At 40.0% G+C, this 24,636-nt stretch carries 18 protein-coding genes; 12 read left to right on the forward strand and 6 right to left on the reverse strand.

Translation table 11 applies throughout. From position 1 onward, the window contains the following. Window positions 1-234 precede the first annotated feature (234 nt). Window positions 235-1,026 (forward strand): hypothetical protein, encoded by a 792-nt coding sequence (locus tag IPO83_16200; protein ID MBK9732794.1) that lies wholly within the window; start codon window positions 235-237, stop codon window positions 1,024-1,026. Window positions 1,027-1,149: 123 nt separating this feature from the next. Here IPO83_16200 and IPO83_16205 read toward each other — a convergent pair whose 3' ends face one another. The 3 genes from IPO83_16205 to IPO83_16215 form a co-directional block, all read right to left on the reverse strand. Further along, the gene (locus IPO83_16205; GenBank protein ID MBK9732795.1) at window positions 1,150-1,275 is read right to left on the reverse strand and encodes a T9SS type A sorting domain-containing protein; all 126 of its coding nucleotides are present in this window, start codon (window positions 1,273-1,275) and stop codon (window positions 1,150-1,152) included. A gap of 606 nt (window positions 1,276-1,881) precedes the next feature. Then, window positions 1,882-2,517, reverse strand: coding sequence for a response regulator transcription factor (locus IPO83_16210; GenBank protein ID MBK9732796.1), 636 nt, complete (start codon window positions 2,515-2,517; stop codon window positions 1,882-1,884). Window positions 2,518-2,613: 96 nt separating this feature from the next. Next, window positions 2,614-5,787: a hypothetical protein gene (locus IPO83_16215; protein MBK9732797.1), complete on the reverse strand. Its 3,174-nt coding sequence runs from the start codon at window positions 5,785-5,787 to the stop codon at window positions 2,614-2,616. Window positions 5,788-5,969: 182 nt separating this feature from the next. Between IPO83_16215 and IPO83_16220 the strand changes: the two genes are divergently transcribed. The 5 genes from IPO83_16220 (at window position 5,970) to IPO83_16240 (ending at window position 9,984) form a co-directional block, all read left to right on the forward strand. Beyond that, complete coding sequence (locus tag IPO83_16220) at window positions 5,970-7,325, forward strand: hypothetical protein (protein ID MBK9732798.1); 1,356 nt, start codon at window positions 5,970-5,972, stop codon at window positions 7,323-7,325. Next, window positions 7,322-7,594, forward strand: a complete 273-nt coding sequence (locus IPO83_16225) for a T9SS type A sorting domain-containing protein (protein ID MBK9732799.1) — start codon at window positions 7,322-7,324, stop codon at window positions 7,592-7,594. The genes IPO83_16220 and IPO83_16225 overlap by 4 nt, the downstream gene beginning before the upstream one ends. 102 nt (window positions 7,595-7,696) lie before the next feature. Then, window positions 7,697-8,884: a T9SS type A sorting domain-containing protein gene (locus tag IPO83_16230; protein MBK9732800.1), complete on the forward strand. Its 1,188-nt coding sequence runs from the start codon at window positions 7,697-7,699 to the stop codon at window positions 8,882-8,884. Window positions 8,885-8,915: 31 nt separating this feature from the next. Continuing rightward, on the forward strand, window positions 8,916-9,737 hold the full coding sequence (locus tag IPO83_16235) for a hypothetical protein (protein MBK9732801.1): 822 nt from the start codon (window positions 8,916-8,918) through the stop codon (window positions 9,735-9,737). Further along, window positions 9,694-9,984 carry a T9SS type A sorting domain-containing protein gene (locus tag IPO83_16240; GenBank protein ID MBK9732802.1) on the forward strand — a complete coding sequence of 97 codons (291 nt, stop codon included), beginning with the start codon at window positions 9,694-9,696 and terminating at the stop codon, window positions 9,982-9,984. Before IPO83_16235 ends, IPO83_16240 begins: the two co-directional genes overlap by 44 nt. Before the next feature lie 437 nt (window positions 9,985-10,421). On the opposite strand, the gene IPO83_16245 is transcribed toward IPO83_16240, so the two are convergent. Then, a complete protein-coding gene (locus tag IPO83_16245) occupies window positions 10,422-13,328 on the reverse strand; it encodes a sel1 repeat family protein (GenBank protein MBK9732803.1) in 2,907 nt (968 codons plus the stop codon). Next, a complete protein-coding gene (locus tag IPO83_16250; protein MBK9732804.1) occupies window positions 13,309-14,481 on the reverse strand; it encodes an ATP-binding protein in 1,173 nt (390 codons plus the stop codon). The genes IPO83_16245 and IPO83_16250 overlap by 20 nt, the downstream gene beginning before the upstream one ends. A 275-nt stretch (window positions 14,482-14,756) precedes the next feature. Between IPO83_16250 and IPO83_16255 the strand changes: the two genes are divergently transcribed. From IPO83_16255 to IPO83_16275, 5 genes are all read left to right on the forward strand, one after another. Then, on the forward strand, window positions 14,757-14,978 hold the full coding sequence (locus IPO83_16255; GenBank protein MBK9732805.1) for a hypothetical protein: 222 nt from the start codon (window positions 14,757-14,759) through the stop codon (window positions 14,976-14,978). Window positions 14,979-15,096: 118 nt separating this feature from the next. Then, on the forward strand, window positions 15,097-16,221 hold the full coding sequence (locus IPO83_16260; protein ID MBK9732806.1) for a hypothetical protein: 1,125 nt from the start codon (window positions 15,097-15,099) through the stop codon (window positions 16,219-16,221). A 270-nt stretch (window positions 16,222-16,491) separates the two neighbouring features. Continuing rightward, the gene (locus IPO83_16265; protein MBK9732807.1) at window positions 16,492-17,265 is read left to right on the forward strand and encodes a DUF2236 domain-containing protein; all 774 of its coding nucleotides are present in this window, start codon (window positions 16,492-16,494) and stop codon (window positions 17,263-17,265) included. 285 nt (window positions 17,266-17,550) lie between these two features. After that, window positions 17,551-19,173, forward strand: a complete 1,623-nt coding sequence (locus IPO83_16270) for a family 16 glycosylhydrolase (GenBank protein MBK9732808.1) — start codon at window positions 17,551-17,553, stop codon at window positions 19,171-19,173. Window positions 19,174-19,417: 244 nt separating this feature from the next. After that, window positions 19,418-20,659: a T9SS type A sorting domain-containing protein gene (locus tag IPO83_16275; GenBank protein MBK9732809.1), complete on the forward strand. Its 1,242-nt coding sequence runs from the start codon at window positions 19,418-19,420 to the stop codon at window positions 20,657-20,659. A gap of 183 nt (window positions 20,660-20,842) precedes the next feature. Here IPO83_16275 and IPO83_16280 read toward each other — a convergent pair whose 3' ends face one another. Next, window positions 20,843-22,714: a PQQ-dependent sugar dehydrogenase gene (locus tag IPO83_16280; protein MBK9732810.1), complete on the reverse strand. Its 1,872-nt coding sequence runs from the start codon at window positions 22,712-22,714 to the stop codon at window positions 20,843-20,845. A gap of 213 nt (window positions 22,715-22,927) precedes the next feature. On the opposite strand from IPO83_16280, the gene IPO83_16285 reads away from it, so the two are divergent. Further along, window positions 22,928-24,589, forward strand: coding sequence for a glutamine--tRNA ligase/YqeY domain fusion protein (locus IPO83_16285; GenBank protein MBK9732811.1), 1,662 nt, complete (start codon window positions 22,928-22,930; stop codon window positions 24,587-24,589). The last annotated feature ends 47 nt before the right edge of the window (window positions 24,590-24,636 follow it).

A 24,636-nucleotide genomic window follows, 5' to 3' on the forward strand; every position in this document is an offset into this window, starting at 1 on the left:
GAATATCTTGATGTGGAGCTGATTCAATGAAAAGCCGGCTCCTATCATTACTTTACTCTTTAAGGATTGCACTGCATGATATATTCAGAAGCGCACTCGTTCGCCTCCCTCAGGGCTTGCCTGCAAACGAGCGCGAGTATGGTAAATTATATTTTGTTTACTGAATTAATCAAGTAGATTTGTTATTATTAAAACGAAAGTTGAAATTTTTTAGAAACTCTTTAAATTCATTTTATGAATATCCAACCAATTAAACCTTTCAATATATATTTTGATTACATTCCTTCAGGTTATTTGTCAGGTATGACAATTGAAGAGGTAACATCAGTCAAAACCAACGTTTCTCAGAAATTTACAACTTCATTCAGAGAGCTTTTTAAAATTGGTATGACCAAATCTGTTGGTGTAATGATGGATGGGATCGGAGGAAACGCTTCCTACAATGTCTCATCAGAAACTGAATTCACCACTACTTTCGAAAGTAGTTTTCAAACCGCTACCGAACATACATTAAAAGTGGGTTACAAAGTTCCCGACAATGTGAGTTTTGGGACGATCGTAGGAATCGTTAGATTCATATTTGGGGGAATTACATTCGATGTCACAAAATCCTATCATCTTGAATTTTTCGGTGGTATAAAGCTTCTTGAAATTGAAGGCCAGCTTGTAACACCTAATTTGCACAATATGCTTCGCGCCAATAATACCAATAATTACCAATATACTGTAATCGACAACGAAAAAAATTTTATTACGCCTGTATTGGCATTGCCATATAAAGGTAAAACTTGTTGGATGGAGTCTTTTTTAGGTTTTTGTAGTAATCCAAGTCACGTAGTGAATAGCAATGGAAACGTTATAGTTTTAGACGGAACCAAATTTGTTGTTTGTCATCATAATGATTGGAAATGGTTTGGTGGACCAGGTTGCGATTGCACCCATATTGATAATTCGAATGTACTGCTCGTAAATGCAACGGATTTAGATCCAGCTTATGCTCTTTTAAGTTTAAGTAAAGGGACGTAACATAACTGCAGAAATGAATCACTGTTTTTTTGAAAATGAAACAGACAGCCATCCGGCTTAAAATGAAACCAGCCACATTGCAGCGGCTGGTTTTAATAAATCAAATGGTAAAAGAAATTTCACTCACTCTTTTACCAACCTTCTTGTTTGTATCAGATCACCTGAAACAATCCTAATCACATATAAACCCGGAACAAGATTCGAAACATCATACTGTTGGACTTGTTTACTTACAGTTTGTTCCATCACGATTCCTCATACTCGCGCTCGTTTGCAGACAAGCAATTGAGGGAGGCGAACGAGTGCGCGTCCGCTTCTCCATTAAAATCTTATCTTCATTTTCTCAATATATAGTATCACGTCCGAACAATACAAATTTCTGAATCCGGAAGGAATCTATTTTACTGCTTCTACAATCGTAAATTGGATTGATTTATTTACTAGAAAGGATTATGTTGAACTCGTTCCCAATTCAATTCGCCATTGCCAGCAAAGAAAAGGTCTGATTATTCATGGATGGAATTTGATGCCAAGTCATCTGCATTTAATTGTAAGCAGAAAGGGTAGTTATAATCGGCAATTGATTATGCTGGCGGAAAAGAATATCTTGATGTGGAGCTGATTCAATGAAAAGCCGGCTCCTATCATTACTTTACTCTTTAAGGATTGCACTGCATGATATATTCAGAAGCGCACTCGTTTGCCTCCCTCAGGGCTTGCCTGCAAACGAGCGCGAGTCTGGGTGCTTTGTCCCTGGTTGGCGTCCTCGCCAACCATTTTTCCATATTAACTTAGTGCATTGCTATTATTATTATTAATTCTATCCTATGTATTTTTTCACAGCAAGTTTTTTTATTAAACAATCTTCCCTCTGATGGCTTTACTCACTGCTTCTGACTTTGAATTCACGTGCAGCTTCTCGTAAATATTCCGGATGTGATGCCGCACGGTGTCAATGCTGATCTTACAATTCGCTGCTATCATCTTGTAGCTCATTCCCACCACAAGACATTCCAGAATCTCCTTTTCTCTGGTGGAAAGGTTTTCGAATTCGTTGATCGCGGGGGATTGCTTCCGGAATTTCTCCAACACTTTCTGCGCGATGGAAGGGGTCATCGGGGCACCAGCCTCGTACACTTCTTTGATTGATTCGAGCATTCTTATCGGGGTAGTGTTCTTTAACAGATAACCGGAAGCGCCATTGCAAATCGAAGCAAAAACCTTCTCTTCATCTTCTACTACCGTGTGCATGATGACTTTAATCGCTGAAAAATTCTCTTTAATAATTTTCACACCTTCAATTCCGTTTTTGCCGGGCATTTGAATATCCATCAGTACCACATTGGGTTCACTTTTCCGGATGTTATAAATAATGTCATTGCAGTTTGGGAATGCTCCTGCGCATGTGAAACCGGAAGTTCCATTGATGAGTTGGAACAAACTTTCCCTTAGCAGCATATTGTCTTCGAAGATGACTACTTTGATTTCCATATAATTATTTTTGAAGCGCTGTCAACCTTGAACTTGTCGAACGCTCTGTTGCGCAATGCTTCGACTAGCTGAGTATGATATTCCACTTCACGTTGCTTACTGATTTTTAAATTCAAGCTGTAACATGGTTCCTTTTCCAACATCGGTTTGCAGAATCAACTTCGCTTTCATTTCTTCTGCACGCTGCTCTATGTTGTTTAATCCGTTTCCTTTCGTAATCAGGTTCAGGTCAAAGCCTTTTCCATCATCGCGAATGGTCATTTTCAAATTTTGCTCCCGCTGCAAAATGGTGATAAAGGCATTTGAAGCGCCTGAATATTTTGCAATGTTGTTTACTGCTTCTTTATAGATCAGGTAAAAATTTCTTCTCGTATCCATTTTCATTTTAGATGGTAAAAGATTTTTGTCGAAGTCAAAATGGAAATCAATGTCTTTGGCGCCCAGAATTTCGGAAGCGAATGCGCGCATACGCTTGACGATGTTTTCAAAGCTATCATTCCTGGGGTTGATAGCCCATACCATGTCGTTCACATTCTCAATCATACTTCTAGAACTGCTTCCAATCTTTTCAAGCAGAGGTGAAGTTTGCGGTGATTGATTTTTAATCTGCTGATTTGCAATTTCGCTCATGATGCTGATGCTGCTGAGTGTTGCACCCAGATCGTCATGAAGATCGCTTGCAATTTTATTTCTGATGCGTCGGATGTCTCTGCTCTTCTCTAAACGTGTATGAACGATTACATAAAAAATTAATCCGAAGGTAATCAGGCACATCAATTTGAACCACCATGTTTGCCAATATGGTGGTGTAATGATGATTTTAATTTCAGTGAGAGTTTCATTCCATACGCCATCATTATTGCTGGCTTTTACCTGGAAGATGTAGTTTCCTGCACCGAGGTTGGTGTAGTTTGCAAATCTCTTTGATGCATCGGTGTAAATCCAATCCTTATCAAAACCTTTAAGACGATAGGCGTATTGATTTTTTTCCGGATGAACATAGCTCAATGCAGTAAACATGAATGAAAAATTATTTTGCGAGTAAGACAGCCGGATATCTTTGGTTTCATCAGCAGGAAGCTTTAGAATTCCGCTCGAATCATTGGGGGCGATTGATTTATTGAAGACACTAAAATCAGTAATCACCACCGGAGGTATAAAAGAATTGTCTTTTAATTCTTCAGGCTTGAAGGCAACTATGCCGGCATTGCATCCGAAATAGAGTGTCCCGTCATCACCTTTTGTGCAAGTGTTGTAATAAAATTCATCGCCGGGTAAACCATCACTCACGTTGTAATTGCGGCACACAGCTTTTTGATTTGGAGATGCAGGTGGAGTGAAACGGCAAATTCCTTTGGTGCTGCTTAACCACAAGTTTCCCAGATTGTCTTGTTCAATTCCTCTTACAGAATTATCCGGCAATCCATCTTTTATGGTGAAAGAAATGAATTGTTCACTTTTTTTATCGAGCTCATTTAGTCCGCCACCTTCAGTACCAATCCACAGTTTCTCAATTCCGTTATCATAAATACAGTTGATGAAATTTCTGCTAAGTGAATGAGGATCGTTTTCATCATGTTTAAAAACCCTCACCTTCCCCGTCTTTGTGTTGAATGAAGTTAAACCGCTACGCGAGCCTGCTATCCACAAAACACCTTCATCATCGCAATACAAAGCCTGGATGTTGTCGCCGCTCAACTGATTTGTATCAGGAAAAAGCTTTTCGAAAGCTGAATATTTTTTTGTATTCAGGTCGAAGCATTTTAAACCTGTGGTGGTACCAATCCACAACGCTTTGTTGTGATCCTCCGTGATGCAATTGATCTGGTTGTAGATGGTTGTGTCCGTATTGTCGCTGGTGGAATGATAGGTTCTGTATGATCCGTCCGTTTTATTCAATGCATGCAATCCTTCACTCGTGCTTCCAACCCACAGCGTCCCATAGCTGTCTTCAAACGCGCAATAGCATGCATTGTAAAAATGTCCTTTTGCTTTCCTTTCATCAAACTTATAAACTTTAAATTGTTTCGTTAAAGGATCAAAGCGTTTAAGGCCTGCGCCGAATGTGTTGATCCAGATTTTTCCTTCATGGTCATTATACAAGCCAACCGGATAATGTGTAGTGAATTCGTCATCATAGCTCTCCTGATATACCTGAAATTTTTTGTTGTCAGGGTATACTGTATTCAGCCCTCCTCCATTGGTGGCAATCCAGATTATCCCGCTGCGATCTTCGAAAATGCTCATCACCTTGCTTGAACTGAGCGCGCGGTCGTCTTTACTATCTGCAAGAAAAATTTTGAAATCATCCGTGTTCTGATTGTAAAGATTAAGTCCCTGATAAGTCGCAATCCAAATGTTGTGGTTATGATCTTCGTAAATATCATTCACATAATTACTGCTGAGGGAGTTGCGTTGCTCATTTGAATGACTGTAGCGCTTAAGTGTGTTATTGGATGGATCAAAATTCAGGAGACCCTTTGGATCTGGAAAAGTAATCCAGATTTTCCCGGTATGATCTTCCATCATTTTACTTACCTGGCAATCCTGTTGATCATTGTTCTCTTTACATGGATTGAAAGTTTGCAGGTGATTGTGAACACGATCATAAATATTGATACCATGTGTTGTCCCGATCCAAAGCATTCCTTTCCGGTCAACCAGGAGTGATAAAATGGTTTTGCTGCAAAGCGTATCGGGTAATAGATGATCGCTTGAATAATTTATGAAGTGATCAGTCACCGGATCGTATCTGCACAATCCTGCATCGCTGGTTCCAATCCACATGGAGCCGTCATGATCACACACCATGCAATTAACAGCGCCCGGAGCAATCGGGAATTTATTTCTTTCATCAGGAGCATAAGAGAAAAATTGCAGGGTATGGGTGTTGTATCTGCTCAATTGATTGTTGTCTCCATCTATTATCCAAATATTGCCGCGATGGTCTTCACATAACCGGTACACAAAATTTCCCCCGAAAGAATTTTTAGTATCGGGATCATATTGAAACAAAGTAAAGTTGTAACCGTCAAATTTTAATAAGCCGCTCCATGTTCCAAACCACATGTATCCTTTCTGATCCTGTATGATCGCCTCGAAATGATTTTGTGATAAGCCGTGTTCCGTGCTAAAATGATTGAAAGGAATGCTGCTATCCTTAACAGTTTGGGCCAGGCAATGCGACTGATAAAATAAAATAATGATCAGAAAAGAAAACTTCACACACTGCTGAACACGGAAAATTTTTTTTATAATAAGTGAAATCACCGGGAAGACAATTTTGTGAGTCAAAAGTATCATCTCAAGATAGATGAATTACCTGCATGAATATGCGGGTTATAAAGTTTAGATGGCAACTATTGGAACCGGCCTGCATGTTTATGTAGTTGTGCTGCCTTGCACCGGACTGCAACTTTGCTACGTAAAATTTCACACTAAAACTCTTCAACATGAAATCACAAACACGAATACTTAATTTCATTTTTACACTCCTCGCAATTTCTGTTTCTCTGATGGCAAGCGCACAACCTCCCGGCATCGCCTGGCAGAAAACCTATGGCGGCAGTGGTGACGAATACTATGGCTACATCCTTAAGTTGCAAGACGGGAACTACCTTCAATATGGCAACACGGCTTCCGGCGATGGTGATTTCAGCTCCAATCACGGTCATGATGATGCTTACATGATTAAGACGGATGATTCAGGTAATATTTTGTGGTCAAAAACTTATGGCGGAAGACAAGATGATGGCTTCAATCAGGTGATCGAAACCGCGAACGGAAAATTAGTGGCTGCTGGCTATTCTGAATCTAACAATGGCGATGTGCACGGCAATCACGGTGCACGGGATGGCTGGCTGGTCCTTCTTAATGCTGATGGAGTTATTCTTGGCCAGCATTGTTATGGCGGTAGCGCCTTTGATGAATTCAGTGGTGTTGTAAAAGGCAACTTTGGTGGCTTCTTCATGTGTGGAACGGTGAGCTCAACAGATGGTGATCTAACCGGAGTTTCTTATCAGGGCGGTGATGGTGATGGTTGGGTGATAAAAGTGAATAACAAAACACAAATTATTTGGCAGAAGTGCCTTGGCGGCAGCGACTATGATCAATTCACTTCCATTATCACCTTGGACGATGAGATTTATGTTAGCGGGCTTACATGGTCTTTTGATAGTGATGCAATCCAAAACCACAGCGCTCCCGGTTTATTTGATCATTTTCTGGCCAAGCTTAAATTGAACGGTGATGTTGCATGGACTGCTTGCCATGGAGGCAGCGATGCTGACTATTGCTTTGTTCAATCACTCGTTGCCACACCTGATGGCAACCTGATGAATGTAGGAACAGCGCTCTCAAATGATGGCGATGTGAGCGGCCACATCAACTATGAGGCTGATGCCTGGGTGCCCATTGTCAGCGCTGAAACCGGAGCGTTGATTTCACAACACTGCTACGGATCAGTTACCCGCATGCAGGGATTGTATAGTGCTTATGCTGATGAAGATGGCGGTTATATTCTTGTAGGTGCTGATGCTTTCGATTTTGATGTTGACAGCACATGGAATGCGATGGTGATAAAAATTGATGCTGATGGAAATGAAGTCTGGAAAACAACTTTTGGCGGCAATGATCTGGATATGGTTGATGGCCTGGCAGAAACAGATGACGGCGGATATCTCTTAGCATGCTATACGCGCTCAGGTGATGGAGATGTAACCAATCAGCATGGCAATGGGGATTCATGGGTAGTAAAACTCTCAGGTGATGGAGAAAAATTTCTTCATCAAATGAAACTGCTGCAGTGATTGAATTAAAAAACTATCCGAATCCTTTTTCTGCATCTACCACTATTTCTTTCTCTCTTTCCCGGCCACAAAACGTTTCGTTGAAAATTTATGATCTGACAGGAAGATTGATGACAACGCTTGCTGATTCGCCAATGAATGCAGGTACTGTACAACTTCAATGGAATGCAACGGATCAAAATGGAAGCGCTGTGAGCGCGGGAATTTATTTTCTGAAAATGGAAACGCAAAGTGAGCGTAAAACGATTCGATTGAGTGTGATGAAGTAACGTTTTCTTTCTGCGAGCCATGCATTATGCCTGGCTCGCATACTTTTTTAACGACCTGAAACTTCAAAAGCAATGTTGAACTCCTTAAATAAACGGCATCCTGTGAAATCCCGCTCCTTAGCAGGAAAAACTTCTTTCCTCAAAAAATTATTTCCCTTTTTGATTCTCTTTTTCTCAGTGATTAGGGCTAACGCACAGATCGTTTATACAGATGTAGCTCCTGACGCAATAATTTCCGGTGTCGGCATTTATTCCCTTGACCTTGATAATGACGGATCCGGCACTGTCACTCTTAATGTAAGTTCTGGTATAACTCATTGTGGATATGGAGATGGCCATCAGAGTCAGGCAAATGCGACACCGAAGGATGGGAGTAAAATTGCGCAAGCTGCCAATTGTCCAGGTGCACTACTTGAAGGAGAAGTTATTGGGAGCTCACTTGCGTGGTCAAGCAATAATGATCAGGTATTGAGACATGCAGAGTTTGGCTCTTCTTCTTTTTGCAACTCCAGTTTCGGCAAATGGAGCAACCCGAGTGATCATTATTTAGGTTTAAAAATGGTAAGCAGTGGCAATACTTATTATGGCTGGGCGCGACTATCTGTATTTGTCACCGGGTTTTCCGCCTCAGTTACAATCAAAGATTACGCTTTCAATTCCAATCCCGATTCATCCATCCTTGCCGGTCAAACCTGTCCGCCGCAAGCAATGATTACAGCAACCGGCTCCACAACTTTTTGCATGGGTGATAGCGTGATACTTTCTTCTTCCAATGCCGGAACCAATCTTTCTTACAAATGGAAACTGAACGGTTCGAATATTTCCGGAGCCACGAATAAAAGTTTCACAGCAAAATTTGCCGGCAAATACAAAGTGAACGTGAAGGACAACACCAATGGTTGTTCTGCTACGTCAGCATTGGTGAAAGTAAAAGTTCCATGCAGGGTATTGAATGAAGAATTGAACGCTGATGAAAATGTTTTGCTGAAAGTTTATCCAAATCCCTTTTCGCAATCAACCACTATTTCATTTTCACTCTTGCAATCAGGAAAAGTTTCTCTCAGAATTTTTGATTCGCAGGGAAGATTGATTCGCACACTTGTCGAAAATTCCGATCTATCGGGACAGGGAAACATGAACGAAGGAGAACATACACTTATGTGGAATGCAAAGGATGAAAACGGAAATAAGGTGAGTGAAGGAATTTATCTGCTTCAACTCCTCCGCGAGGAGTCCTGCGGACAAACATCAGTTTTTTTGCAAACCGCAAAGCTGATGGTGACTAAATAACCTATATACTCAAATCAAAAAATTTCAAAAAATGAAGACAAAAAATCAATTTCTGGCCAGCATTGCTACAGTGGCAACCATTTTTCTGCTGGTGTTATGTCGTGTTGCCTACTCACAAATCAATTACACGGATTTGAATCCTGATGTTACCAATGCATCATCCTATTCGCTCGATTTGAACAATGATGGAACTTTTGATTATTCCGTCGCAAAGACCAGCAGCTCGACTTGCTGCAAAACCTGTTATTGGAATGGCAATTCTTCTTCCGTAACGCTTAATCTCCTCAATGGAAATTCTGTAGTTATTTTAAATGGCTATCCGGCAGCATTGGATAGTGGAACAATAATCTCTGCTTCAAATACGTGGTCTTCCTCAGGCGGATTTTTGCTTCATTATTATGCACAAACTATTTATTCACAAGGCAGTTGCCATCCAATTAGTGTAAGTTATTCGGGCAACTGGTCCTCCATGAAATATTTAGGGCTAAAACTTATCGTTGGTGCCAATACTTATTATGGATGGACGAGATTAACCGTTTCTTCAAGCACTTCTTTTACTGTGCATGATTATACTTTCAATACGGTGGCGAATCAATCTATTCTTGCCGGACAAACTTGTCCTCCACAAGCTGCTATTATTGCGAATGGCTCCACAACTTTTTGTGTCGGTGATAGTGTGATTCTTTCTTCTGCAAGTACAGGAACCAATCTCTCTTACCATTGGAAGATGAACGCAGCCAACATTCCCGGTGCTACAAATAAGAGCTTAACAGCGAAGGTTGCCGGTAACTACAAAGTAAACGTGACGGATAACGCCAACAGCTCAAAACAATTTACTCACTGCTTATCCTAATCCATTTTCCGGATTTTCAACCATTTCATTTTCACTTTCGCAACCCGGTAACCTCTCTTTGAAAATTTATGACGTTACCGGTCGCCTCGTGCGTGTACTTTTGCAGGCAAACCTAACCGCAGGAACACATGAACTCACATGGGATGCCCGTGATGAAAACGGAAATGGAGTGAGTGCAGGAATTTATTTTCTTGAACTTCGGTCAACTGATTTTTCACGGACGGAGAAGCTGATGGTGACGAAATAGAAAATACGATAATTTTTAAAACTGGACAAATTGTAAATGCCACTTACAATTTGTTCAGTTCTAATTCAGACCATCCTTTTCTCGCTGGCTGCGGTTCTGTTCTTATTACAGTTTTGAGTTGTGTCATTCTGAACGCAGCGAAGAATCTGTATTTAGTCGCTGGTCGGAAGTAGTTAGTCCATAGTTTTCAGTATTTAGTTTTTAGAGCCTTGCACTTTGTCATTCTGAACGAAGTGAAGAATCTGTATTTTTTGAAAAATCGGAAGTCACAAGATTTTTGCATACAAAGCATGCTATAGAAATGATTACAGATAACAACAGAACTTGGATTCTGCGAGCCATAAAACAGTTTGTAAATACATATTTTCTGACTTACCTCGAATGCTATTGCATATTGATGATAAGTCTCATCAGATTTATCAAATCCAGAAATGATGCTAAGCATAATCCTTCGCCAATTGTTCCACATACTTTAAAATATCTTCCACAGGTTTCTCTAACTCTTTGCCCATCTTCAAATATTCATTCGGATATTCCTTTTTCAAACGTTTCATAAGCGCATAGTAAATTGGCTTGAAACGTTCTTTGAGATTGTGTGGATTGGTGTTGAAGATTTCAAAAAGTTTATGTTCCTGTTTTTTGGCAAGAAAAAGTTGAAGATTGAAACCAATATCATCATAAAATTCTTCAATCAAACCAGATTCTGCAAGAATAAGATTTAACAACTTATATGCTTCTTCAACCTTATTATTCCAAATTGCTATAAATATGACAGTTAGTTTGTGCAATGCCGTAGATGATTGCGAGATGAGATGCTTGCATAGGTTCCAGGCCTTTATTTTGCCAATTTTTTGTTCAAAATAATTTAAGCAAAGATTGTAAATCGCCTCGGATTCACCTTTCTCAATGGCCATCAAATAGTATTTCTCAGCTGATTTGAAATCTTTGAATTTGATTTCATATAAAAGACCAAGATTGTTCATTGCACCAGAATGCCCTTTCTCAATTGCCATCAGATAAAATCTTTCTGCTGATTTGAAATCTTTGAATTCAATCTGGTAAAGATTGGCAAGATTGTTCATCGCACCTGAATGCCCCTTTTCAATCGCCATCAAGAAATATCTCTTAGCCGATTCAAAATCTTTTAAGTCAATTTTATAACGGAGAGCAAGATTGTTCATCGCACTGGAATTCCCATTCTCAATGGCCATTAGATAATATTTTTCAGCCGATTTGAAATCTTTCAATTCCCTTTCATAAAGTACGGCAAGATTGAACATTGCACCTGAATGCTCTTTGTCAATCGCCATCAGGTAAAATCTCTCAGCCGATTTGAAATCTTTGAATTCAATTTGATAGAGAAGAGCAAGATTGAACATAGCACCTGGATGCCCTTTCTCAATTGCCATCATGTAGTATCTTTCAGCCGATTTGAAATCTTTAAATTTAGTTTGATAAAGAAGCGCAAGATTGTACATCGAATTTGAATGCTCTTTCTCAATCAAAACCAGATAATATTTCTCAGCCGATTTGAAATCTTTGAATTCAGTTTCATAGAGATGGGCAAGATTGAACATAGCATCTGAATATCCCTTCTTAATCGCCATTATATAATATCTCCCAGCCGATTTGAAATCTTTGAATTCCCTTTCATAAAGTATGGCAAGATTGAACATCGCACCTGAATGCTCTTTGTCAATAGCCATCAGGTAATATCTTTCCGCTGATATAAAATCTTTGAATTCAGTTTGATAGAGAATGGCAAGATTGAACATGGCACCTGAATCCCCTTTCTCAATCGCCATTAAATAAAATGTTTCTGCTGACTTAAGGTTTTTTAATTCTGAGTAAACAAATCCGTAGTAAAAATTCAATGAATCGTTTTGAGGTGATATTTCATTTAAAATTTTCAAGCATTCATTGTATTTTCCTTGCTTTCTTAATATTTCAAATTGTATTAAAGTATCTGAAGCTGAAATCGATAAATTTTTCTTAAGTTCATCAGGAAGCAATTTTTTTGTTTCTTCCAGCAGTTCATGTTGTAGTTTATACTCAATGTGCTTGTCTTGAACGAGTGCTTCCGACATAACATATGCTGAATAAGGGTTGTATTTACCGGATTTTACCTTTTCAATAAACCCTTCAACAAAAGGTTGAAGCCCTTCTTTGCCATACCATTCTTCTAAAAACCGTGTTAACCAAAGCACACGTCTCTTATCCTGCCTTGATCCTAATCTCATGAGATACCAGATGTTGAAGAACCGTTCTCTCACTTGATATAAATGGTTTTTGGTAGAAGTTTCTTTTTTTATGATTAAATCGTTTTTTTCTAATTGCGCAAGTTGGGCAGAGATGTGTTTGCTTGAAGAACTCTCTCCGTCATCTTTCACCTTAGCTGCAATTTCCTTTGTACTGATGGCATCCCAACCTTTTGCAATCACGTCCATAATTTGTTGTTGCTGTGGCTTGAGATTATCCATGCGATGCTTATATAGAGGTGTGATGCGGTCGAGAATTTCTTCGAGGTTTTGTATGGCATTGCCTGCGCTGTCGTACAATAGTATTTCACTTAGCAGAATTATGGTTCGTGTTACGCCGCCTGTGAGTATTCTCAAGGTTTCAATTTTTCCAGCCTGACTCTTTAGATTTACACGTTCCACTTCAGGGAGAGAATCCTGCAGTTTCTCCAGCATCAGCATGGTTTCATCAGCGCTCAATTCACCAAGATGAATAGTTTGGAAAAAATCGAAGAAGGGTTTTGAGTAGTCGTAGGTATAATCCAATGTAACAGATGAAGCACCTATAATACGCAAATCAGCACAAGTCATCAGTATTTCACGAAAACGATGGGTTTCTTTCTCACTCAGCTTTTCAAAAAATGATTCGCCGATGTTGTCGAACAGCAGCAGAATTTTCTTGCCGTGTTTGTGCAGGAAATTCAAGAGCGTTTTGAAACAGAGATTCTGATAATCTTTCTCGCCTTCTAATTTTTCAAATTGTGCTGTTAGTTTTTCATCGCTGAATTCAAGATCATCAAGGTATTCAGCAATCCTTTCCCAAAGATTTGAAAGAGAACGGATGTTATAAGTTTCTTCATTGAGGAAAACCGGAATAAGCCAAGTGTTCAAAGCAGGATTACGCTGAACTTGAATTTTCAAGCGAATCAACAAGGTGGTTTTTCCCATACCACGCAGCCCCTGGATGAGATAGTGTTGTTCAGGATGCTTCATCTTTGAAGTGCGTATGTCTTCAAAGAGCATTTCGAATTCTTTTAACCTGACTACGAAATTGTTGACGAGCACTTCCTCGCTCTCAGCATGCGGATTAAAAATCTTCCTCTTCATAAACATGTTTTTTACACCAGAGTTGAAGCAATGGTGAGTTAAAGTGATAAACAGTCTTGTCTTTTACTATGTAGCCATCATCCACCAGTTTTCCCAGGATGATTTTTACATCACTCGTTTTATGTTTTGCAGCAAGGTTGGTCAGGGTGAGTTTATCAATTATATCATTCATTGCACAAAAGCCGAGCACCTCAATTACGAAATCATAATCATTGTGTTTAAAGACTTTCTTTAACCTTGAGAAGTAGGGTTCGAATTGCGGTTTGTTTCGCAATTCAATAATGTCATTGAATGCGTCATCAATCAACTGATTTGTAATGAGTGAATCATTTGCTTTTGCAAACAGAGCAACTTCATTTACCATAAGTTGGCAATGAAATGGGATCAACCATTTTATCTTTTCAACCAGGTAATTCAATTGTGCAGGGGCTACTCGAAAATTTTTTTCATCAAACAGTGAAATCATAAACGCTTGTGCTTCTGCTTCAGCGAGTGGTTTCACTTCAATAGAATACAAGTCATTTATCTCCGTAAGCGAACAAACTTTTTCAACCATCGGATACAATGAAATAGAGCCGGTGTAGATGAATTTTATTTTGCCAAGCACACCGGGCAATTGTCGGAGTTCACGATTTTGCTGAATGAATTTTTTCGCTTCCTCGTCACCATGCATTTCCTGGATGTTCTGAATTGTTTGGGGAAATTCATCTATCATTATTACAACCTTACGCTCTTCCAATTCAATTTTCTCAACAAGATTGCAGAAGTGCTTGAAGTAATTGGCCTCTTTGCCTTCTTTCAGTTTGATGATTGAAATTTTATCAACTAAGTCGAGAATTGAGCTAAGAAATCCTTTAAAAGCTTCTGTCGCTTTGATGAAGCGATTCACTTCATTGCTTTGCAATAGTGCTTCAAAAATGGTTTTGTAAAATTCATTTTCATCATCTACGGATTCGGTGATCGTATAAATGAAATGGTAATCTTCTTGTGTAAAATCCTGAAGATGGTACATGATGGAAGTTTTTCCAATCCTCCGCGGTCCTGATAAGTAGATATTGGACTCATTATTTAAGGAAGTGAGAATCTTAGCAACAATGGCTGGACGCGGAAAATAGTTATCTCCCCTTGCTGCAGTACCGATAGACTGTTTCATTTGACAAAATAATTTTTGCCAAAAATAATGACAATTTTTATTTTGTGAAAATTTTTAACAAATTATTTTTTGTCAAAGCAAAATCCATTGACTTCACTTTCTCTTTTTTCAAATAACTACCTGAAAATCCAACAATAAACTGTCTTTTGTACAGGCCGATGGGGCTTTTAAACCTACTATTTGGGATACCAGCCCTTAACCGTAGTTGTTTACCTTTCATATCTGATTGTAAAGATGAATCAAGAAGTATCTATCTAAAAGCTTCTTTCCTGTTTGTGCTGCTGCTTTTTTACATCAACAGCTTTTCCCAAATCACCATCACCTTCACCATTGATATTGCAGGATTTGATGTTGGTGCAGGAGGCATTCACATCGCCGGACAGTTTCAGACAGACAGTTTGCTTTCTATTTTGGAGGACTGGAATCCCGGAGTCGCAGGAAGCAAGACGAATTTACACCGCACCCGTTGTCCCGAAGGGAACACGGCGGCGGTGTAAGATCAACAAGCGCCAATAAAAACAATGTCACATTGACAGCCAACTATTTTTCAATCCATTTCAAATCATCCTATTAATATGAAAATTTACTTTCTTTGAAATCATAAAACATCCTTCTATGGCCGCAAAAAAATTTAAGTTGAGTTCATGGACATTGATTATCATATGCTCACTTTCAGTACAGTTGCTCAGCGCACAAGACGAGTTGCCTGATAAGAAAGAAGCCACAGCAGCCCAGGACAAACCCGTTATTGTTCAGATAGAAGTACCGAACGTCAAGGTAATTGAGAAACTTCAGAAAAAGAAGAATGTCGATGCGATTACTGCCTATAAGAAGGCACTCGAGAAATACAATGTTACGATGAAAGCTGTTATGGACAAGTACTGGAAATTTTCTGACCAGATTCTTTATATGACTCCCGATGAGATCACAACACTGATTGATTCAAAAAGCACTGAATACGTCATTATCCGTTGTGCTACTACCAGTATCGGTACTGGCATGATTCATAATGGTTCCGGAGCTGCATATAACCCGGGAGGTACGCAAATGGTTGCCACATCAGAGTACGGAGGAAATCTTAATTGGAGCTACACCGAGCTGAAAGAGGAGAATTGGGAAGATGACCGGGACTATTGGAATGGAAACACCATAATGGAATTCTGGAGGGTAGAAAAAATGAAAAAGGGATTGATGAAGACACCTGACGTGGTGGCCAGAGTAGCGTTGCCGGAAATTTTTCCTGATACGGCATCGGTCGTGTACGGTGTAAAAATGGTGCAGCACTATCTAAAAAGTTCGCTACGAACTGAGAAAATTAATTATGTACAACAGCTTAAGGCAGATTATGCATTAGTAAGAAGTAAAACCGTATACGTGAGAAGTGATCGTTTAGATCCTGAACTTTCCGAGCAGGAAGTGAAGAAAATTTACACGTACCCTATCAGAATTGTTTCCAAATCGGAATATGAGACAGCAATATTCAATGGTGAAGACGGGAATGCTTTTATCGTGATTGCACCCCAGGTAGTTGCACTGACCTATGCATTTCATAGTGGGGGAAGTGCTCTTTTCAATAACTATGTTTTTGACGTTTATCTAAGCAGGTCACTGGTTATGATTGGTCCACCTATTAGCTCTTATTACAAAACGCTCTATTTGGGAGGCAATGCGGGTAAGCCCCTTGCTAATGAACGTGTATTCGAAGTGTTGAATAAAGCCGTCACTCCGCAAGAAAAATAGTACTATAATAACATCATGTTGGACCGGATTTAATAATAACGGTTCGAAAGATTTACCTTTTCTAACCATGAGAAATTTGCACTTTCCCACTGGTATTTCTGGAGACCAAGTGCGTGAGGTTAAGATGTTGTTTCAGAAATTTAAACAACGGTTCAATATTTACACCGCCCCCGTGTTTTCTAAAGTCAAACCACTTTTTTACAAGGTTTGTCGTACACAAAATGGTATAGAACAAAATGCTGCACTCACTTTTCAGTAACTTCGCTGGCAATGGAATACTTCGTTCATCAGCAATCTGTCGTTCGCCGCATCTGGGGAAATACGGATACGATCCTGTTTATTTTTGCCGGTGCATCGGCGGAGTTTGCGCTGAACAAGGCGGTTGATTGGCTTTATTTCACCGGCAAGCTTCCTGCAGATCCGATAGGCCGATTGTTTTCAACAGTAACTTATGCACGCAAGATTGTTTTCTCTTCGAATGCTGATGCATTAAAGGCAATTGATACCATCACATCCATACATCAACAAGTGGAAGCAAACAGGCAAAGCAAGATTCCGCAATGGGCGTATCGCGATGTCCTTTTTATGCTCATTCATTATTCCATTGCTGCATTTGAATTGTTGCAAAGAAATCTTAACGCGGATGAAAAGGAAGAGGTGTACAATGTTTTTCTTCGTGTTGGTCAGCGCATGCGATTGGAAGAGTTGCCTTCAAATTATCCTGAATGGCTGATTGTACAAAAGCAACATTTACAAAAAGATCTTGTGCGCAGTCATTTTACTAACGATCTGTTATTGCAATACAAAAAACATCTTGGCAGTAACCGCTACCGGATATTGATTGAAGCGCAAAAATTAGTGGTGCCTGATCAGGTGTCAACGCTGTTGCAGCTTAAAAGGGTTAAATGGTTACTGCCTTCCGTGCCGGTTTATAAGTTGCTCCGGTTGATCAGTCTTGATGGTTTTGTAAAGAACATATTACTACCGGATGAATACAAGGACCAGGTTTTAGCTATGGAACATTCATCAGATGAAGATGTGTGATAGCAACGCTTATCAGAAACAGCATTGGTTTTCAATTTAAAAAAAGGTATTACACATCTCTGGCATTTCAGTAGCGGCGTTTTCGATAGCACGTAGGTTTGTTGGGCTTTTCATTTACATTTGTTTGAAAGGAGCAGACGTGGTTTTAAATCACAATCATCATCTTGTTACGGAACCATGAATGCATCATAGGTCGCTGCAAAAAAATTATTTGGGTATTTAATCAGAAAATAAAGTTTGAGTCATTGACCGACTAATAAATTACTGAAAATGGACATTCATACGATGAAATTTTTCCCTCTATGGTTATCTTTTGTATGGTGTTTGAGCACTGCAACTTATACACAAGCACAAACTGTACAGGACGATTTTGAGGGCAATGGAAATATTACCACCTGGTTTGGAGATGATTGCGGCATCAACACTGCCTTTTCAAATCCCTTTCAACAAGGAAGCGATCTGTCTGCCAAAGTATTAAAGTATGATGATACAGGCGGGCAATACGCCAATGTGAGATTTGATGTTCCGGTTAATTTTAATTTGTCAACAAACTACGTGTTTTCATTAAAGATTTATGTGCCTTCATCCGGCATAACAGGAAACCAACCCAACCAGGTTTCTTTAAAATTGCAGGATGGAACTGTAGGCGCTCCATGGGTAACTCAAAGTGAAATCATTAAGGGAATCCTTCTGAATCAATGGCAAACAATAACCTTTGATTTTAAAAATGACAATTATATCAATCTCAGTTCCGGTTCGCTTCCCCCCATTCAAAGAACAGATTTTAACAGGATTGTAATACAGGTTAACAGTGAAAACAACAATGCCCATGTGTTGGCTTATATCGATGACTTTTTTTATAATGGCACCATTCCAGCAGACCCGGTTTATGATGATTTGATCTGGTCTGATGAGTTTGATGTTGCCGGCGCAATTGATTCCAACAAATGGTTTCATCAAACCCAACTGCCTGTTGGTGGAAGTTGGTATAATGGTGAGATACAACATTACACCAGTCGTATAGACAATTCGGTGGTAAGCAATGGCACTTTAAAGATCATTGCAAAAAAGGAGACATTCACCGACCAGGGGCAGACTAAGCAATATACTTCCGCCAGGTTAAACTCCAGGTTCGCATTCAAATATGGCAAAGTTGAAGTCCGGGCAAAATTACCCACAGGAGTCGGCACCTGGCCTGCGATATGGATGCTTGGTAAAAACATTAATGAAGACGGTGGCTATTGGGATAACAATGGTTTTGGAACAACTGATTGGCCTGCCTGTGGCGAAACAGATATCATGGAACACTGGGGCAGCAATCAAAACTATGTTCAAAGTGCGCTGCATACGCCTTCCAGTTATGGAGGTACGGTTAATTTAGGAGGCCAGGTAATCCCCACTGCTTCCACAGATTTTCATGTATATGCTTTGGAATGGTCGCCCGACAAAATGGTATTTAGTGTTGACGGTGTTGTTCATTATACCTATGATCCGGCTGTTAAAGATGCCAGTACCTGGCCTTTTGATGCGGAACAATACCTGTTGTTAAACGTCGCTCTTCAATCCAGCATCGCCCCAACTTTTACCCAAAGTTCAATGGAGATTGATTACGTAAGAGTGTATCAGGCGTGTCCGTTATCAGCGTTAGAAAAAGGCAATCCGCAACCGCTGCTTTATTATCCTAATCCAATTGATGATGAACTGACGATCGTGTTAAGTGACGTTGGCCAGGAAAATATCAACCTGAACATTTATAATCTTGATGGCCAACTCATGAAATCATACAATCAATTGGCAGATTGCCACAGATTCACACTTGATAACCTGGGATTTTTACCAAACGGGATGTACATAATTTCCCTGCGATTCAATCACAGAGGCTATAATTTTAAAGTCTATAAAAAATAGGTGCTCCTGTTGACTGCATCTTAAAGGATGGCGGTTTTGATTGCGTACTGACTGTTCACAAGGGTGTAAGTTTTCAGAGTGAATTTTTGAATAAACAGTGAATTGTGCCTTAGGAAAAATGATACCGGAAGCACACAGTTGTCCTCAATTCCATTGCAGTTTTCCTTTTTACCATTACAATGATGATTATCATTGGTTTTGCCATTTATAATTCAATTCTTTGCAGCAATCATTTTTTCATGAAATGTTACAACCTTCAATTTATAAGAGCAGCATCTTTGTAGTTGTTACTCTTCTCTTCCTTATTATTTCTTTTTCTGCAAAATCACAATGCGACGTAAGCATAACAGCGCAGGGTGCTACCACTTTTTGTGAGGGTGATTCGGTGGTACTTGTTGCATCAGGTAATGGCAGTTCACTCACACTGGATCAGTCGCAGACATTATACAATGGTGGCACAAGTGCAAGAAATCTTCCAGGCTATTCTTACTGGCAATCATTTGTTGCAGGTGTCAGTGGAACATTGGTGCAGATTGATGCAGGATTTTTTACCTACATCAACGGCACCGGCTATTGGACTGTTTGGGAAGGAAGCGGTACGAGCGGAGCCATGTTGGATTCACAAGCATTGAATATTTATTGTTCGGGTGGAAATTGTCTTCTATCCTTTACGGAAGATATTCCAATTACTGCAGGCGAAACTTATACTTTTCAAATACGCGGCGGACCGGGAATGCCTGATCCATATGGTTTGCAAATTGGTGCAGGAAACCCATATACAAACGGAGTTATGGGATTTGTTGATCCTTCCGGAACTTACCTTACTGAGTTTGACTGGGTATTCAATACGTATGTAGCAAGCGGCGGTGTCACTTATTTATGGTCAAATGGTGAAACGGACTCTGCTATCGTTGTAAATGCTTCAGGAGAGTTTTCTGTTAATGTTTCCGGTGCATCAGGGTGCACTGATTCTGCTGAAGTGGAAATAACTGTAAATGCATTGCCTGAAGTTTCCATTGGAGTGAAAGTGGATACTGTATGCTTAAGTGATGCTACCGTACTGTTGTTAGGAGATCCTTATGGTGGAATTTTTAGCGGACCAGGTGTCAGCTACAACCATTTTACTCCTCCGGCTGCAGGCGTTTTCACTGTATATTATACTTATACTGATGTAACAGGTTGTTCGAACACTGATTCAATCAACATTGTTGTAGAGGTTTGTACAGGTGCTGATCTGTCTGTCTATGCCAACAAAAAGGAAAATTGCCGGATCATCAATGATCAACTCATTCTTACTATCGGAGAAAATTTAACAGGAGCAAAGTTTAAGTTGGTTAATTGTATGGGTGAAAATATTTTGGAGGAAAGATTATTTCAAAATGAATCAACATTTGACATATCGCAATATGCACCCGGAATTTATTGCTATGAAATTACCGGCAACAATCAAAGAATTGTGACGGGAAAATTGTGGATTGGAAGATGAAGTGCTAACTCATAATGCTTTAGTGGATTGCTGTAAAGCCGAAGAGTAGTCCGGTTAAATATAAAAGCTGTCATTGCTATCCCGGCGTTAGATCCGTGAAGCAATGACAGCAGTCCTTTGCAATTAATTAAGCATAATTTTTTGATCTGTTCAACTGTGATTACAGAAGCACAGTTGTTTCAATTATTTCTTCAACACCAGTTTTTGTACAAGCGTATGCATTTCATTCTTTAGTTGCACGAGATACATTCCTTCAGGCAATTCAGTTAAATCAAGTGAAAGATCCGGTTGTCCTGCAATGTTGAATTCACGCAATGTTCTTCCGGTAGCATCGAGCACTTGCACTGTTTGCCAGCCGGCAGTTTGTGTGATCGTGAATAACCCGTTACCCGGATTGGGATAAATTTCAGGTGATTCCAATGAAAAATTTTCTTGCAGTTTTAAAGGAGGTGTAACAAGTGTTGTGGTGGTGGAAAAATTACCAGTCGTTCCCGGACATTTATTCTGCACCGTTACAGTATAAGTTTTATTGGGTGTAAGATTCACCAGGTTTACACTGGTTCCGGCAGTACTCACCATATTTTTTATACCACCTGTTTTATAAATTACCTTATAAGAAGTCGCGCCTGAAGCAGTCCAACTCACAGTTGCACTGGTGGAAGTGATATTTGAAATAATTAAATTGGTTACCGGGCCACAGTTGTTATTCACCACTGCAACGCCATTTGCCGGGCAACCATCGCTTCCGATTACTGTAACACTGTAAGTTCCTGCAATCAATCCGCTGATGTCTTCCGTGGTTGCTCCATTGGACCAGCTATACGTAAATGGTCCGGATCCGGCAACTGTCATGTTTACAGCACCATTGCTTGCACCGGGAGCACTTGCATTGGTAATGCTGAAAGACAATACCGGCGCGGTGCATTGCTGTACTAAATGATAAATCTCACCATTGCCAAGATTGGCTGCATAAATTTCTCCATCCTTTCCTTCACCGAACGTGGCGATTTCACCTTTGATCAATGGTTGTTTCGCAGTAGTCCATCCGCCTGCACCATTTGAAACAGTAGTCCAGAAATTTCCGGATACGTAATCGCAAAAAATATAATACCCATTCAGTAAAGGATATTGTGATCCACGGTAAACGAACCCGCCGGTGAGCGCAAATCCACCAGTGGTAAAGTCGTGGTTGTATTCATAAACAGGAAACACAAATGGATCGGTGAGTACGCAGGCAGAAGAATTATAAATATGGTTGCCTTCATAACAACGCCATCCGTAATTTAATCCTCCGCCGGCAGATGCGCTTTGAAAATCTACTTCTTCCCAGGCATTCTGACCAACATCGCCCATCCATAGATCTCCCGTGAGTCGATCGAAACTGAAACGCCATGGATTTCGAAAGCCATACGCCCAGACTTCGTCGGCGCCATTCACGCCTACAAATGGATTCGTTGGCGGAGAGGTGTAAGTAGCACCGTTGTTCACGTCAATACGAAGCATCTTTCCCAACAGGTTATTAATATCCTGTGCCCTGTTGCCCGGATCACCACCGTTTCCGCCATCACCCAAACCGATATATAAATATCCATCAGGTCCAAAATTGAGATCACCACCATTGTGATTAGTGTAAGGTTGCGTGATAGTCAGCAGGACCAGCTCGCTGGAAGAAGTGGACATGTCTGGATTACTGTTACTGCGCTTGAAACGTGAAATCCGGGTATTTCCACTGTTGTTAATATAATTTACATAGAAGTAACCATTGTTAACATAATCAGGATGAAAGACAAGGCCTAATAATCCCTGTTCGTTGCTAATGGAATTAACTTTGGAATCAATGTTTAGAAAAACAGACTTTGTTCCGTCCGGATGCAGGATACGGATGATGCCATCCTGTTCAACAATAAACAAACGGTCGTCACCTGCATTTGCAATGTCAACAGGCTTCGTGAAGCCGGTTGCAATAGTATTGAGTGCAATGGTGGGTTGGGCATTTACTGTGCGAAAGCAAATTACTGTTGCAAAAATTAAAAAGGGTATGATTTTGTTTTTCATAGAAAAAGATTTAGGCTATTAAGCTACTGTTTTTTATAAATACCTGATTCATAAATGGCTAATTAAATATAGGTTTCCGGATTTCGAAAATAAATTAAACAGTATAAGGAAACTGATTCGCCTTCTTGCAAGCTTCGCGGCATTTCCTTTTTTCTCTATAGCAATTGAATAATTTGAGGTTAACTTTGCCCTCTTAAATCAGCCAACAATAAAATGAGTGAAGAAGCGAAGTCTCTTAATTTTCTGGAAGAAATAGTTGAAGCAGATATCAAAAGTGATAAACATAACGGGCGTGTGTTAACAAGGTTTCCACCGGAACCAAATGGTTATTTGCACATCGGTCATGCGAAAAGTATTTGTTTGAATTTTGGTTTGGCTGATAAGTTTGGCGGGAAAACTAATCTGCGTTTTGATGATACCAATCCTGAAAAAGAAGACGTAGAATATGTTGACAGCATCAAAGCAGATATTCAATGGTTAGGTTTTAACTGGGATAATGAATTTTACGCTTCCGATTATTTTGAACAGTTGTATGAATTTGCAGTCACACTTATCAGGAAAGGACTTGCTTATGTAGATGATTTGTCGGCAGAGCAAATTGCAGCAACCAAAGGAACACCCACTGAGCCGGGCAAAGAAAGCCCGCACAGAAACCGCAGTGTAGAAGAAAACATGCAGTTGTTTGCCCGAATGCGTAATGGAGATTTTAAGGAAGGAGAAAAAGTATTGCGCGCAAAAGTGGATATGGCTTCACCAAATATGCAGTTGCGTGATCCTTTGATGTATCGTATTAAACATGTCGAGCATCATCGCACTGGAAATAAGTGGTGCATTTATCCGATGTATGATTTCGCACATGGACAATGTGATTCCATTGAAAAGATCACACATTCCATTTGTACGCTGGAGTTTGAAGTGCATCGTCCGTTGTACGATTGGTTTATAGAAAAGCTCGGAATTTTTCCATCGCATCAGTATGAGTTCGCAAGGTTGAACATGACCTATACGGTAATGAGCAAACGCAAGCTGTTGCAATTGGTGAATGACAAAATGGTTTCCGGATGGGATGATCCGCGCATGCCAACGATTTCCGCGTTTCGCCGGCGTGGTTATACGCCAGCAAGCATTCGCGCTTTTTGCGAGAAGGTAGGCATTCAACGAAGAGAGAATTCAATCGACATCGGGTTGCTGGAATTTTGTGTACGCGAAGACCTGAATAAAAATGCGATTCGGCGGATGGTGGTTCTGGATCCGGTCAAACTGATAATTACCAATTATGAAGAGGGAAAAACAGAAGAATTGCCGGGAGAAAACAATCCCGAAATGGAGAACAGCGGAATCCGGATGATGCCGTTCAGCAGAGAGTTGTGGATTGAGCGGGAAGATTTTATGGAAGTACCGCCAAAGAAATTTTTCAGGCTGGGAGTTGGGTTAATGGTGCGGCTGAAGAGCGCTTACATTGTGAAATGCGAAAGTTTTTTGAAGGATGAAAATGGTGTGGTGAAAGAAATTCATTGCACTTATATTCCTGAAAGCAGGAGCGGAGCTGACACCAGTGGTATCAATGTAAAAGGCACCATTCATTGGGTGAGCGTGGATCATGCAGCAAAGGTAACGGTGTGTTTATACGACCGTTTGTTCAGAGTGGAGAATCCGAATGCAGAAGAAGGTGATTTTAAAGAGTATATGAATCCTGACAGTTTGCAGATAATCGAAAATGCTTATGCGGAACCTTCCTTGCTGGAAGCAAAAGAAGGAACGGCTTATCAGTTTATACGCAAAGGATATTTCTGTCTTGACAAAGCATCCAATGAGAATAAACTGGTATTTAACAGGACGGTGACGTTGAAAGACGGTTGGGGAATTAGGAATTAAATTGGTACATACAGGATAGGATTTTCTAACAAGACTAAAGACTAAAG

The sequence above is a fragment of the Chitinophagaceae bacterium genome, from assembly GCA_016717285.1.
GTDB lineage: Bacteria > Bacteroidota > Bacteroidia > Chitinophagales > UBA10324 > JACCZZ01.

Coding starts and splice junctions, on each gene's coding strand:
- IPO83_16275 (MBK9732809.1), top strand. CDS start 19,418: ATGTTACAACCTTCAATTTATAAGAGCAGCATCTTTGTAGTTGTTACT.
- IPO83_16245 (MBK9732803.1), bottom strand. CDS start 13,328: ATGAAGAGGAAGATTTTTAATCCGCATGCTGAGAGCGAGGAAGTGCTC.
- IPO83_16250 (MBK9732804.1), bottom strand. CDS start 14,481: ATGAAACAGTCTATCGGTACTGCAGCAAGGGGAGATAACTATTTTCCG.
- IPO83_16260 (MBK9732806.1), top strand. CDS start 15,097: ATGGCCGCAAAAAAATTTAAGTTGAGTTCATGGACATTGATTATCATA.
- IPO83_16210 (MBK9732796.1), bottom strand. CDS start 2,517: ATGGAAATCAAAGTAGTCATCTTCGAAGACAATATGCTGCTAAGGGAA.
- IPO83_16285 (MBK9732811.1), top strand. CDS start 22,928: ATGAGTGAAGAAGCGAAGTCTCTTAATTTTCTGGAAGAAATAGTTGAA.
- IPO83_16235 (MBK9732801.1), top strand. CDS start 8,916: ATGAAGACAAAAAATCAATTTCTGGCCAGCATTGCTACAGTGGCAACC.
- IPO83_16280 (MBK9732810.1), bottom strand. CDS start 22,714: ATGAAAAACAAAATCATACCCTTTTTAATTTTTGCAACAGTAATTTGC.
- IPO83_16220 (MBK9732798.1), top strand. CDS start 5,970: ATGAAATCACAAACACGAATACTTAATTTCATTTTTACACTCCTCGCA.
- IPO83_16270 (MBK9732808.1), top strand. CDS start 17,551: ATGAAATTTTTCCCTCTATGGTTATCTTTTGTATGGTGTTTGAGCACT.
- IPO83_16265 (MBK9732807.1), top strand. CDS start 16,492: ATGGAATACTTCGTTCATCAGCAATCTGTCGTTCGCCGCATCTGGGGA.
- IPO83_16200 (MBK9732794.1), top strand. CDS start 235: ATGAATATCCAACCAATTAAACCTTTCAATATATATTTTGATTACATT.